This is a genomic window from Pantoea sp. SYBGC1, from assembly GCF_057197005.1.
Genome location: NZ_JBXUNM010000017.1, coordinates 1 through 9,882 on the forward strand (window position 1 = coordinate 1; position 9,882 = coordinate 9,882).

Below are 9,882 nucleotides of genomic sequence, written 5' to 3' on the forward strand. Positions count from 1 at the left end.
AGGGTCTGCGCTTCGCAATCCGCGAAGGCGGCCGTACCGTTGGCGCGGGCGTTGTTGCTTCTGTTATCGCTTAATTGTGTTAACGCCGGCAGCGGTTTTTTACTGCTGCCGTAGCAATCAGAAAGAGCACTTCGGTGCTCTTTTTTTTGCCTGCCAAAAACCAGCGTACCAATCGATAACCCTATAAACGCTGCGTTGTAATAACAACCATTCTCATTTACACTTTGATCAGAAATTGTACCGGAGTCGAATCTGAAATGTACGTTTGTCTGTGTAATGGTGTAAGTGATAAAACGCTGCGTGATGTGGTGCGCCGCTATCAGCCAAAATCGATCCAGCAGCTGCGCCAGCTGGTCCCTGTCGGGAAGCAGTGTGGTAAATGCATTCGGGCAGCGCGTGAAATCATGGATGATGAACTGCAGCATGCACCGCTCTATAGAGAGATCGCCTGACATTACGCGCAGAATGTCGTAATACCCACAAAAACTGTCACGCCTTTTTGACTTCTTTCTCCCTGCATCTACTATCTGGTTAACTGAAGAGGGGAGGGGTGATATGAAGGGCGACGTCAAAGTCATTGCACATCTCAACAAACTGCTTGGAAATGAGCTGGTCGCGATTAACCAGTATTTTCTGCATGCGCGCATGTTTAAAAACTGGGGGCTGATGCGCCTCAACGATATCGAATACCACGAATCGATCGATGAGATGAAGCATGCCGACAAATACATTGAGCGTATTCTCTTTCTCGAAGGTATCCCCAATCTGCAGGATCTGGGACGTCTGCGCATAGGTGAGGATGTACCTGAAATGCTGCAGTCCGATTTGCAGCTGGAGCTGGAAGGTGCAAAAGACCTGCGTGAAGCTATTGCCTGGGCGGATAAAGTTCACGATTACGTGAGTCGGGATATGATGATTGAAATTCTGGCTGATGAAGAACATCACATCGACTTCCTGGAAACCGAACTCGATCTGATTCAGAAAATCGGCCTGCAGAACTATCTGCAGTCGCAAATCAGCGAAAAGGCGGACGAATAGCGGCCTGCGCATACCTGTTCTGTAAACCCGCCCGGCAGTCATGCCCGGCGGGTTTTCTTTTGCCTGAATTTTTATGGTTAAAAACAGAGCACGGGTTGCTTCCTGAGCGTAATTACGTATAATACGCCGGCCTGCCGACATTGGTATGGCGCGATTCGAGCAGAATCGCAGGCGACAGTGCTAGGTGTGTCGCCTGACAATACTCCCAATTGGGGAGTTATATGCTGAACGATTACACTCCCCCATCAATCGTAATGGGTGCGGGTAGTAATTTTTTTCGTTTATAAAATGTTTGGAGCCTTGGTCTCATGTCGAACCAAAGAATCCGTATCCGTCTTAAAGCGTTTGATCATCGTCTGATCGATCAATCAACCGCGGAAATCGTTGAGACTGCCAAGCGCACTGGTGCGCAGGTTCGTGGTCCAATTCCGCTGCCAACCCGCAAAGAGCGCTTCACCGTTCTGATCTCTCCGCACGTTAACAAAGATGCGCGCGATCAGTACGAAATCCGCACTCACAAGCGTCTGGTAGACATCGTTGAGCCAACTGAAAAAACCGTTGATGCTCTGATGCGTCTGGATCTGGCTGCCGGTGTTGACGTGCAGATCAGCCTGGGTTAATCAGGTCATCGAGCGATTGAGAGGTTGATACAATGATTGGTTTAGTCGGTAAAAAAGTGGGCATGACTCGCATCTTCACTGAAGAAGGCGTTTCAATCCCAGTAACCGTAATCGAAGTTGAAGCAAACCGCGTTACCCAGGTCAAAGGTCTGGAAAACGATGGTTACCAGGCGATCCAGGTTACCACCGGTGCTAAAAAAGCAAACCGTGTGAGCAAGCCGGAAGCAGGTCATTTTGCTAAAGCTGGCGTTGAAGCTGGCCGTGGTCTGTGGGAATTCCGCACCGAAGGTGAAGAGTACTCCGTAGGTCAGAGCATCAGTGTTGAAATTTTCGCTGACGTTAAAAAAGTAGACGTTACCGGTACCTCTAAAGGTAAAGGTTTCGCAGGTACCGTTAAGCGCTGGAACTTCCGTACCCAGGACGCTACACACGGTAACTCCTTGTCTCACCGCGTTCCGGGTTCTATCGGTCAGAACCAGACTCCGGGCAAAGTGTTCAAAGGCAAGAAAATGGCTGGTCAGCTGGGTAACGAGCGCGTAACCGTTCAGAGCCTGGAAGTAGTACGTGTTGACGCTGAGCGCAACCTGCTGCTGGTCAAAGGTGCTGTTCCGGGTGCAACCGGCAGCGACCTGATTGTTAAACCAGCTGTGAAGGCGTAAGGGGATAGCAATGGAATTAGTACTGAAAGACGCGCAGAGCGCGCTGACTGTTTCCGAAACTACCTTCGGTCGTGATTTCAACGAAGCGCTGGTTCACCAGGTTGTTGTTGCTTATGCCGCAGGTGCTCGTCAGGGTACTCGTGCGCAGAAGACTCGTGCTGAAGTAACTGGTTCAGGCAAAAAGCCGTGGCGCCAGAAAGGTACCGGCCGTGCGCGTTCAGGTTCTGTTAAGAGCCCGATCTGGCGTTCAGGTGGCGTGACCTTCGCTGCTCGTCCACAGGACCACAGTCAAAAAGTTAACAAAAAGATGTACCGCGGCGCGCTGAAAAGCATTCTGTCCGAGCTGGTACGTCAGGACCGTCTGATCGTTGTCGAGTCGTTCTCTGTAGAAGCACCGAAAACCAAGCTGCTGGTACAGAAACTGAAAGACATGGCGCTGGAAGACGTGCTGATCATCACCGGTGAACTGGATGAAAATCTGTTCCTGGCTGCGCGTAACCTGTACAAGGTTGACGTGCGTGACGCAGCAAGTATCGACCCAGTTAGCCTGATCGCCTTCGACAAAGTCGTTATGACTGCTGAAGCAGTTAAGCAAGTTGAGGAGATGCTGGCATGATCCGTGAAGAACGTCTGCTGAAAGTACTGCGCGCGCCGCACGTATCTGAAAAAGCATCAACCGCGATGGAAAAAACCAACACCATCGTTCTCAAAGTTGCGAAAGATGCGACCAAAGCAGAGATCGTTGCTGCTGTTGAGAAACTGTTCGAAGTAGAAGTTAAAGACGTAAACACCCTGGTTGTTAAGGGTAAAGTTAAGCGTCACGGACAGCGTATCGGTCGTCGTAACGACTGGAAAAAAGCTTACGTTACCCTGAAGGAAGGCCAGAACCTGGACTTCGTCGGCGGCGCTGAGTAAGTCGGAGGAGAAAGACAATGGCAGTTGTTAAATGTAAACCGACATCTCCGGGTCGTCGCCACGTAGTTAAAGTGGTGAACCCTGAGCTGCACAAAGGCAAACCATTTGCCGCGCTGGTTGAAAAAAACAGCAAATCCGGTGGTCGTAACAACAATGGTCGTATCACTACCCGTCATATCGGTGGTGGTCACAAGCAGGCTTACCGTATTGTTGACTTCAAACGCAACAAAGATGGTATCCCGGCAGTTGTTGAGCGTCTTGAGTACGATCCGAACCGTTCTGCGAACATCGCACTGGTTCTGTACAAAGATGGCGAGCGCCGTTACATTCTGGCCCCTAAAGGCCTGAAAGCTGGCGACCAGATTCAGTCTGGCGTTGATGCTGCGATCAAAGCAGGTAACACCCTGCCGATGCGCAACATCCCAGTTGGTTCTACCGTGCATAACGTAGAAATGAAACCAGGCAAAGGCGGTCAGATTGCTCGCTCTGCTGGTGCTTACGTGCAGATCGTTGCGCGTGAAGGTTCTTACGTGACCCTGCGTCTGCGTTCAGGCGAAATGCGTAAAGTCGAATCTGACTGCCGCGCAACCCTGGGCGAAGTCGGTAACGCTGAGCACATGCTGCGCGTTCTGGGTAAAGCCGGTGCAGCCCGTTGGCGCGGTGTTCGTCCTACCGTTCGCGGTACTGCGATGAACCCAGTCGATCACCCGCACGGTGGTGGTGAAGGTCGTAACTTTGGTAAGCACCCGGTTTCACCGTGGGGCGTTCAGACCAAAGGTAAGAAGACCCGTAGCAACAAGCGTACTGATAAATTTATCGTACGTCGCCGTAGCAAATAATTTTAGAGGATAAGCCATGCCACGTTCTCTCAAGAAAGGTCCTTTTATTGACCTGCACTTGCTGAAGAAGGTAGAGAAAGCGGTGGAAAGCGGTGACAAGAAGCCCCTGCGCACTTGGTCCCGTCGTTCAACGATCTTCCCTAACATGATCGGTTTGACCATCGCTGTCCATAATGGTCGTCAGCACGTTCCAGTCTTTGTTTCCGACGAAATGGTTGGTCACAAGCTGGGCGAATTCGCACCGACACGTACTTATCGCGGCCATGCTGCAGATAAGAAAGCCAAGAAGAAATAAGTAGGAGGAAGAGATGGAAACTATTGCTCAACATCGCCATGCTCGTTCTTCTGCTCAGAAGGTTCGCCTGGTGGCAGACCTGATTCGCGGTAAGAAAGTGTCGCAGGCTCTGGATATTCTGACTTACACCAACAAGAAAGCGGCTGTACTGGTTAAGAAAGTCCTGGAATCTGCCATTGCTAACGCCGAACACAACGATGGCGCTGATATCGACGATCTGAAAGTTGCGAAAATTTTCGTAGACGAAGGCCCAAGCATGAAGCGCATTATGCCGCGTGCAAAAGGTCGTGCAGATCGCATCCTGAAGCGCACCAGCCACATTACTGTGGTTGTGTCCGATCGCTGAGACTCTGGAGACTAGCAATGGGTCAGAAAGTACATCCTAATGGTATTCGCCTGGGTATTGTAAAACCATGGAACTCTACCTGGTTTGCGAACACCAAAGAATTCGCTGACAACCTCGACAGCGATTTTAAAGTACGTCAGTTCCTGACTAAAGAACTGGCTAAAGCGTCTGTATCTCGTATCGTTATCGAGCGTCCGGCTAAGAGCATCCGTGTGACCATTCACACCGCTCGCCCGGGTATCGTTATCGGTAAGAAAGGTGAAGACGTAGAAAAACTGCGTACGGTCGTCGCGAATATCGCTGGCGTTCCTGCTCAGATCAATATCGCCGAAGTCCGTAAACCGGAACTGGACGCTAAATTGGTTGCTGACAGCATCACTTCACAGCTGGAGCGTCGTGTGATGTTCCGTCGTGCTATGAAGCGTGCTGTACAGAACGCAATGCGTCTGGGCGCTAAAGGTATTAAAGTTGAAGTCAGCGGCCGTCTGGGTGGTGCTGAGATCGCACGTACCGAATGGTATCGTGAAGGTCGCGTACCGCTGCACACTCTGCGTGCGGACATTGACTACAACACCTCTGAAGCGCACACCACTTATGGTGTAATCGGCGTTAAGGTATGGATCTTCAAAGGTGAGATCCTGGGTGGTATGGCTGCTGTTGAACAACCGGAACCGGCTGCTCAACCTAAAAAGCAGCAGCGTAAAGGCCGTAAGTAAGGAGAGTCGCTGATGTTACAACCAAAGCGTACAAAATTCCGTAAAGTGCATAAAGGCCGTAACCGCGGTCTGGCGCAGGGTACGGATGTTAGCTTCGGTACTTTCGGTCTGAAAGCTGTTGGCCGTGGTCGTCTGACCGCTCGTCAGATCGAAGCAGCACGTCGTGCTATGACCCGTGCAGTTAAGCGTCAAGGTAAGATCTGGATCCGTGTATTCCCGGACAAACCGATCACCGAGAAGCCGCTGGAAGTGCGTATGGGTAAAGGTAAGGGTAACGTTGAGTATTGGGTTGCCCTGATTCAGCCTGGCAAAGTCCTGTATGAAATGGACGGCGTACCGGAAGAGCTGGCCCGTGAAGCCTTCAAGCTGGCAGCAGCAAAACTGCCTATCAAAACCACCTTTGTAACTAAGACGGTGATGTAATGAAAGCAACTGAGCTGCGTGAAAAAAGCGTTGAAGAGCTGAACACTGAGCTGCTTAACCTCCTGCGTGAGCAGTTTAACCTGCGCATGCAGGCAGCATCTGGCCAGCTGCAGCAGACCCATCTGCTGAAGCAAGTTCGCCGTGATGTTGCGCGCGTTAAGACTTTACTGACTGAGAAGGCGGCGTAATGACCGATAAAATCCGTACTCTGCAAGGTCGTGTTGTTAGTGACAAAATGCAGAAATCTGCTGTTGTCGCTATCGAACGTTTCGTGAAGCACCCGATCTACGGTAAATTCATCAAACGTACGACTAAGCTGCACATCCATGACGAGAACAATGAGTGTGGTATTGGTGACGTGGTTGAGATCCGCGAAACCCGTCCACTTTCCAAGACTAAGTCCTGGACTCTGGTTCGCGTTGTAGAGAAAGCGATTCTGTAATAGAATTCGTTTCCTCTAAAAACAAAATGAACGGCTCTCGCGAGCCGTTCATTTTTTCTACCCATCTGCGAGATCCGGTGTTATAATGCCGCGCCCTCAATTATGGGGCTTTTTAACGACCTGAGGTTTGGGTCCCGAAGTAGTAGTTGACATTAGCGGAGCACTAAAATGATCCAAGAACAGACTATGCTGAACGTCGCCGACAACTCCGGTGCACGTCGCGTAATGTGTATCAAGGTTCTGGGTGGCTCGCACCGTCGCTACGCAGGCGTCGGCGATATCATCAAAGTGACCATCAAGGAAGCAATTCCTCGTGGCAAGGTGAAAAAAGGTGATGTCCTGAAAGCGGTAGTGGTGCGCACCAGGAAGGGTGTTCGTCGCCCGGACGGTTCTGTCATTCGCTTCGATGGCAATGCATGCGTTATTCTGAACAATAACAGTGAGCAGCCAATCGGAACGCGTATTTTTGGGCCGGTAACTCGTGAACTTCGCAATGAAAAGTTCATGAAAATTATCTCTCTGGCACCAGAAGTACTCTAAGGAGCGAGCAATGGCAGCTAAATTCCGTCGTAACGACGAAGTTATTGTTCTTACCGGTAAAGACAAAGGTAAGCGCGGTAAAATTAAGAACGTCCTGACTTCTGGTAAAGTCATCGTTGAAGGTATCAACCTGGTTAAGAAACACCAGAAGCCGGTTCCGGCTCTGAACCAGCCAGGTGGCATCGTTGAAAAAGAAGCTGCAATTCAGGTTTCTAACGTTGCAATCTTCAATGCGGCAACCGGCAAGGCTGACCGTGTAGGCTTTAGATTCGAAGACGGCAAAAAAGTCCGTTTCTTCAAGTCTAACAGCGAAACTATCAAGTAATTTGGAGTAGTACGATGGCGAAACTGCATGATTACTACAAAGACGAAGTAGTCCAGAAACTCATGACAGAGTTTGGCTACAATTCTGTCATGCAAGTCCCTCGGGTCGAGAAGATCACCCTGAACATGGGTGTTGGTGAAGCGATCGCTGACAAGAAACTGCTGGATAACGCAGCAGCCGATCTGGCAGCAATCTCCGGTCAAAAACCGCTGATCACCAAAGCACGCAAATCAGTTGCAGGCTTCAAAATCCGTCAGGGCTATCCGATCGGCTGTAAAGTAACTCTGCGTGGCGAACGCATGTGGGAGTTCTTTGAGCGTCTGATCACTATTGCTGTACCACGTATTCGTGACTTCCGCGGTCTTTCTGCGAAGTCTTTCGACGGTCGTGGTAACTACAGCATGGGCGTACGTGAGCAGATCATCTTCCCAGAAATCGACTACGACAAAGTCGATCGCGTTCGTGGTTTGGATATTACCATTACCACTACTGCGAAATCTGATGATGAAGGCCGTGCACTGCTGGCTGCCTTTGACTTCCCGTTCCGCAAGTAAGGTAGGGTTACTTAATGGCTAAGCAATCTATGAAAGCACGCGAAGTTAAGCGTGTGAAATTAGCAGACAAGTTCTTCGCAAAACGCGTTGAGCTGAAAGCAATCATTTCTGATGTGAACGCATCTGACGAAGATCGTTGGAATGCCGTTCTCAAGCTGCAGAGTCTGCCGCGTGATTCCAGCCCTTCCCGTCAGCGTAACCGCTGCCGTCAGACAGGTCGTCCGCACGGTTTCCTGCGGAAGTTTGGGTTGAGCCGTATCAAGGTCCGTGAAGCCGCTATGCGCGGTGAAATCCCGGGTCTTAAAAAGGCTAGCTGGTAATTGTCACCATTTGAATCACGGGAGTAACACAGATGAGCATGCAAGATCCGATCGCGGATATGCTGACCCGTATCCGTAACGGTCAGGCCGCGAACAAAGTTGCGGTCTCTATGCCTTCCTCCAAGCTGAAAGTGGCAATTGCCAACGTGCTGAAGGAAGAAGGCTATATTGAAGATTTTAAAATCGAAGGCGACATCAAGCCGGAACTGGAACTGACTCTTAAGTATTTCCAGGGTAAAGCTGTTGTAGAAAGCATTCAACGTGTTAGCCGTCCTGGTCTGCGCATCTATAAAAGAAAAGATGAGCTGCCAAAAGTGATGGCTGGTATGGGTATTGCTGTAATTTCTACCTCTAAAGGTGTCATGACTGATCGTGCAGCGCGCCAGGCTGGTCTTGGTGGCGAAATTATCTGCTACGTAGCGTAATCGGAGGAATAAAATGTCTCGTGTTGCAAAAGCACCTGTCGTTATTCCTGCCGGCGTAGAGGTAAAACTCAACGGTCAGGAAGTTTCGATCAAAGGCAAAAACGGCGAGCTGACTCGTACTATCAACAATGCTGTTGAAATCAAGCAGGAAGACAACACCCTGACTTTTGCTCCACGCAAAGGTTATGCGGATGGTTGGGCACAGGCAGGTACTGCTCGTGCACTGCTGAACGGCATGGTTATCGGTGTTACCGACGGCTTCACTAAGAAGCTGCAACTGGTTGGTGTTGGTTATCGTGCAGCTGTTAAAGGCAACTCTGTGAGTCTGGCCCTGGGCTTCTCTCACCCTGTTGAACATGCACTGCCGGCCGGCATCACTGCTGAATGTCCGACTCAAACTGAAATCGTGCTGAAAGGCGCTGATAAGCAGGTTATCGGACAGGTTGCAGCTGATCTGCGCGCCTACCGTCGTCCTGAGCCTTACAAAGGCAAGGGTGTTCGTTACGCCGACGAAGTCGTGCGTACCAAAGAGGCTAAGAAGAAGTAAGGTAACACTATGGATAAGAAATCTGCTCGTATCCGTCGTGCGACCCGTGCACGTCGCAAGCTCAAAGAGCTGGGTGCTACTCGCCTGGTGGTACATCGTACCCCGCGTCATATTTACGCACAGGTAATCGCCCCGAACGGTTCCGAAGTTCTGGTTGCTGCTTCTACTGTAGAAAAAGCTATCGCTGAACAACTGAAGTATACCGGTAACAAAGACGCCGCTGCAGCTGTAGGTAAAGCTCTGGCTGAGCGCGCTATCGAAAAAGGCATCAAAGATGTTTCTTTCGATCGTTCCGGGTTCCAATATCATGGTCGCGTCCAGGCACTTGCAGATGCTGCTCGTGAAGCTGGCCTTCAGTTCTAAGGTAGAGGTCTAAGATGGCACACATCGAGAAACAAGCTGGCGAACTGCAGGAAAAATTGATCGCGGTAAACCGTGTTTCTAAAACTGTGAAAGGTGGTCGTATTTTCTCCTTCACCGCACTGACTGTAGTGGGTGATGGTAACGGCCGCGTAGGTTTTGGTTACGGCAAAGCGCGTGAAGTTCCAGCAGCGATCCAGAAAGCGATGGAAAAAGCCCGTCGCAATATGATTAACGTCGCGCTGACTCACGGCACCCTGCAGCACCCTGTAAAAGGTGCACACACGGGTTCTCGTGTGTTCATGCAGCCGGCTTCTGAAGGTACCGGTATCATCGCCGGTGGTGCAATGCGCGCCGTCCTGGAAGTCGCTGGAGTTCATAACGTTCTGGCTAAAGCATATGGTTCCACCAACCCGATCAACGTGGTTCGTGCAACTATTGATGGCCTGGGCAATATGAAATCTCCGGAAATGGTCGCTGCCAAGCGTGGTAAATCCGTTGAAGAAATTCTGGGGTAA

At 50.5% G+C, this 9,882-nt stretch carries 22 protein-coding genes; all 22 read left to right on the top strand.

What is annotated here, in order from left to right:
* Nucleotides 1-74, top strand: a 74-nt coding sequence (locus AC2CF9_RS17670) for an EF-Tu C-terminal domain-related protein (protein ID WP_219927954.1), incomplete at its 5' end; no start/stop codon positions are given.
* Nucleotides 75-257: 183 nt separating this feature from the next.
* Nucleotides 258-452 (top strand): bacterioferritin-associated ferredoxin, encoded by a 195-nt coding sequence (gene bfd, locus AC2CF9_RS17675; RefSeq protein WP_484557575.1) that lies wholly within the window; start codon nt 258-260, stop codon nt 450-452.
* Between the two features lie 103 nt (nt 453-555).
* Nucleotides 556-1,038, top strand: a complete 483-nt coding sequence (gene bfr, locus AC2CF9_RS17680; RefSeq protein WP_039380825.1) for a bacterioferritin — start codon at nt 556-558, stop codon at nt 1,036-1,038.
* Between the two features lie 308 nt (nt 1,039-1,346).
* The gene (gene rpsJ / locus AC2CF9_RS17685; protein WP_006120582.1) at nt 1,347-1,658 is read left to right on the top strand and encodes a 30S ribosomal protein S10; all 312 of its coding nucleotides are present in this window, start codon (nt 1,347-1,349) and stop codon (nt 1,656-1,658) included.
* A 32-nt stretch (nt 1,659-1,690) separates the two neighbouring features.
* A complete protein-coding gene (gene rplC, locus AC2CF9_RS17690; RefSeq protein ID WP_071668687.1) occupies nt 1,691-2,317 on the top strand; it encodes a 50S ribosomal protein L3 in 627 nt (208 codons plus the stop codon).
* Nucleotides 2,318-2,327: 10 nt separating this feature from the next.
* Complete coding sequence (gene rplD, locus AC2CF9_RS17695) at nt 2,328-2,933, top strand: 50S ribosomal protein L4 (RefSeq protein ID WP_039380819.1); 606 nt, start codon at nt 2,328-2,330, stop codon at nt 2,931-2,933.
* Nucleotides 2,930-3,232, top strand: coding sequence for a 50S ribosomal protein L23 (gene rplW, locus AC2CF9_RS17700; protein WP_065648466.1), 303 nt, complete (start codon nt 2,930-2,932; stop codon nt 3,230-3,232). Before rplD ends, rplW begins: the two co-directional genes overlap by 4 nt.
* 17 nt (nt 3,233-3,249) lie before the next feature.
* A complete protein-coding gene (gene rplB / locus AC2CF9_RS17705) occupies nt 3,250-4,071 on the top strand; it encodes a 50S ribosomal protein L2 (RefSeq protein ID WP_039380813.1) in 822 nt (273 codons plus the stop codon).
* Nucleotides 4,072-4,087: 16 nt separating this feature from the next.
* Nucleotides 4,088-4,366: a 30S ribosomal protein S19 gene (gene rpsS, locus AC2CF9_RS17710; protein ID WP_001138115.1), complete on the top strand. Its 279-nt coding sequence runs from the start codon at nt 4,088-4,090 to the stop codon at nt 4,364-4,366.
* A 13-nt stretch (nt 4,367-4,379) separates the two neighbouring features.
* Entirely contained in the window at nt 4,380-4,712 is a 333-nt protein-coding gene (gene rplV / locus AC2CF9_RS17715; protein ID WP_007891659.1) for a 50S ribosomal protein L22, read from the top strand.
* A gap of 17 nt (nt 4,713-4,729) precedes the next feature.
* Nucleotides 4,730-5,428, top strand: a complete 699-nt coding sequence (gene rpsC, locus AC2CF9_RS17720; RefSeq protein WP_009087585.1) for a 30S ribosomal protein S3 — start codon at nt 4,730-4,732, stop codon at nt 5,426-5,428.
* 12 nt (nt 5,429-5,440) lie between these two features.
* Entirely contained in the window at nt 5,441-5,851 is a 411-nt protein-coding gene (rplP, locus tag AC2CF9_RS17725) for a 50S ribosomal protein L16 (protein ID WP_002438716.1), read from the top strand.
* Nucleotides 5,851-6,039: a 50S ribosomal protein L29 gene (gene rpmC, locus AC2CF9_RS17730; RefSeq protein WP_021508217.1), complete on the top strand. Its 189-nt coding sequence runs from the start codon at nt 5,851-5,853 to the stop codon at nt 6,037-6,039. The genes rplP and rpmC overlap by 1 nt, the downstream gene beginning before the upstream one ends.
* Nucleotides 6,039-6,293 carry a 30S ribosomal protein S17 gene (gene rpsQ, locus AC2CF9_RS17735; protein ID WP_010618568.1) on the top strand — a complete coding sequence of 85 codons (255 nt, stop codon included), beginning with the start codon at nt 6,039-6,041 and terminating at the stop codon, nt 6,291-6,293. The genes rpmC and rpsQ overlap by 1 nt, the downstream gene beginning before the upstream one ends.
* A gap of 168 nt (nt 6,294-6,461) precedes the next feature.
* Nucleotides 6,462-6,833, top strand: coding sequence for a 50S ribosomal protein L14 (rplN, locus tag AC2CF9_RS17740; protein ID WP_038629760.1), 372 nt, complete (start codon nt 6,462-6,464; stop codon nt 6,831-6,833).
* 10 nt (nt 6,834-6,843) lie between these two features.
* Entirely contained in the window at nt 6,844-7,158 is a 315-nt protein-coding gene (gene rplX / locus AC2CF9_RS17745; RefSeq protein WP_150018777.1) for a 50S ribosomal protein L24, read from the top strand.
* A gap of 14 nt (nt 7,159-7,172) precedes the next feature.
* A complete protein-coding gene (gene rplE / locus AC2CF9_RS17750) occupies nt 7,173-7,712 on the top strand; it encodes a 50S ribosomal protein L5 (protein WP_013510763.1) in 540 nt (179 codons plus the stop codon).
* 14 nt (nt 7,713-7,726) lie between these two features.
* Nucleotides 7,727-8,032, top strand: coding sequence for a 30S ribosomal protein S14 (gene rpsN, locus AC2CF9_RS17755; protein ID WP_039380805.1), 306 nt, complete (start codon nt 7,727-7,729; stop codon nt 8,030-8,032).
* A gap of 32 nt (nt 8,033-8,064) precedes the next feature.
* Nucleotides 8,065-8,457 (top strand): 30S ribosomal protein S8, encoded by a 393-nt coding sequence (gene rpsH / locus AC2CF9_RS17760; RefSeq protein WP_065648467.1) that lies wholly within the window; start codon nt 8,065-8,067, stop codon nt 8,455-8,457.
* Between the two features lie 13 nt (nt 8,458-8,470).
* Nucleotides 8,471-9,004 (top strand): 50S ribosomal protein L6, encoded by a 534-nt coding sequence (rplF, locus tag AC2CF9_RS17765; protein ID WP_039380801.1) that lies wholly within the window; start codon nt 8,471-8,473, stop codon nt 9,002-9,004.
* 9 nt (nt 9,005-9,013) lie between these two features.
* On the top strand, nt 9,014-9,367 hold the full coding sequence (gene rplR / locus AC2CF9_RS17770) for a 50S ribosomal protein L18 (RefSeq protein ID WP_013510760.1): 354 nt from the start codon (nt 9,014-9,016) through the stop codon (nt 9,365-9,367).
* A gap of 14 nt (nt 9,368-9,381) precedes the next feature.
* On the top strand, nt 9,382-9,882 hold the full coding sequence (rpsE, locus tag AC2CF9_RS17775) for a 30S ribosomal protein S5 (RefSeq protein WP_013510759.1): 501 nt from the start codon (nt 9,382-9,384) through the stop codon (nt 9,880-9,882).

What these genes read in the sequence shown, in the direction of transcription:
- bfd (WP_484557575.1), top strand. Translation starts at nt 258, where the DNA reads ATGTACGTTTGTCTGTGTAATGGTGTAAGTGATAAAACGCTGCGTGAT.
- bfr (WP_039380825.1), top strand. Translation starts at nt 556, where the DNA reads ATGAAGGGCGACGTCAAAGTCATTGCACATCTCAACAAACTGCTTGGA.
- rpsJ (WP_006120582.1), top strand. Translation starts at nt 1,347, where the DNA reads ATGTCGAACCAAAGAATCCGTATCCGTCTTAAAGCGTTTGATCATCGT.
- rplC (WP_071668687.1), top strand. Translation starts at nt 1,691, where the DNA reads ATGATTGGTTTAGTCGGTAAAAAAGTGGGCATGACTCGCATCTTCACT.
- rplD (WP_039380819.1), top strand. Translation starts at nt 2,328, where the DNA reads ATGGAATTAGTACTGAAAGACGCGCAGAGCGCGCTGACTGTTTCCGAA.
- rplW (WP_065648466.1), top strand. Translation starts at nt 2,930, where the DNA reads ATGATCCGTGAAGAACGTCTGCTGAAAGTACTGCGCGCGCCGCACGTA.
- rplB (WP_039380813.1), top strand. Translation starts at nt 3,250, where the DNA reads ATGGCAGTTGTTAAATGTAAACCGACATCTCCGGGTCGTCGCCACGTA.
- rpsS (WP_001138115.1), top strand. Translation starts at nt 4,088, where the DNA reads ATGCCACGTTCTCTCAAGAAAGGTCCTTTTATTGACCTGCACTTGCTG.
- rplV (WP_007891659.1), top strand. Translation starts at nt 4,380, where the DNA reads ATGGAAACTATTGCTCAACATCGCCATGCTCGTTCTTCTGCTCAGAAG.
- rpsC (WP_009087585.1), top strand. Translation starts at nt 4,730, where the DNA reads ATGGGTCAGAAAGTACATCCTAATGGTATTCGCCTGGGTATTGTAAAA.
- rplP (WP_002438716.1), top strand. Translation starts at nt 5,441, where the DNA reads ATGTTACAACCAAAGCGTACAAAATTCCGTAAAGTGCATAAAGGCCGT.
- rpmC (WP_021508217.1), top strand. Translation starts at nt 5,851, where the DNA reads ATGAAAGCAACTGAGCTGCGTGAAAAAAGCGTTGAAGAGCTGAACACT.
- rpsQ (WP_010618568.1), top strand. Translation starts at nt 6,039, where the DNA reads ATGACCGATAAAATCCGTACTCTGCAAGGTCGTGTTGTTAGTGACAAA.
- rplN (WP_038629760.1), top strand. Translation starts at nt 6,462, where the DNA reads ATGATCCAAGAACAGACTATGCTGAACGTCGCCGACAACTCCGGTGCA.
- rplX (WP_150018777.1), top strand. Translation starts at nt 6,844, where the DNA reads ATGGCAGCTAAATTCCGTCGTAACGACGAAGTTATTGTTCTTACCGGT.
- rplE (WP_013510763.1), top strand. Translation starts at nt 7,173, where the DNA reads ATGGCGAAACTGCATGATTACTACAAAGACGAAGTAGTCCAGAAACTC.
- rpsN (WP_039380805.1), top strand. Translation starts at nt 7,727, where the DNA reads ATGGCTAAGCAATCTATGAAAGCACGCGAAGTTAAGCGTGTGAAATTA.
- rpsH (WP_065648467.1), top strand. Translation starts at nt 8,065, where the DNA reads ATGAGCATGCAAGATCCGATCGCGGATATGCTGACCCGTATCCGTAAC.
- rplF (WP_039380801.1), top strand. Translation starts at nt 8,471, where the DNA reads ATGTCTCGTGTTGCAAAAGCACCTGTCGTTATTCCTGCCGGCGTAGAG.
- rplR (WP_013510760.1), top strand. Translation starts at nt 9,014, where the DNA reads ATGGATAAGAAATCTGCTCGTATCCGTCGTGCGACCCGTGCACGTCGC.
- rpsE (WP_013510759.1), top strand. Translation starts at nt 9,382, where the DNA reads ATGGCACACATCGAGAAACAAGCTGGCGAACTGCAGGAAAAATTGATC.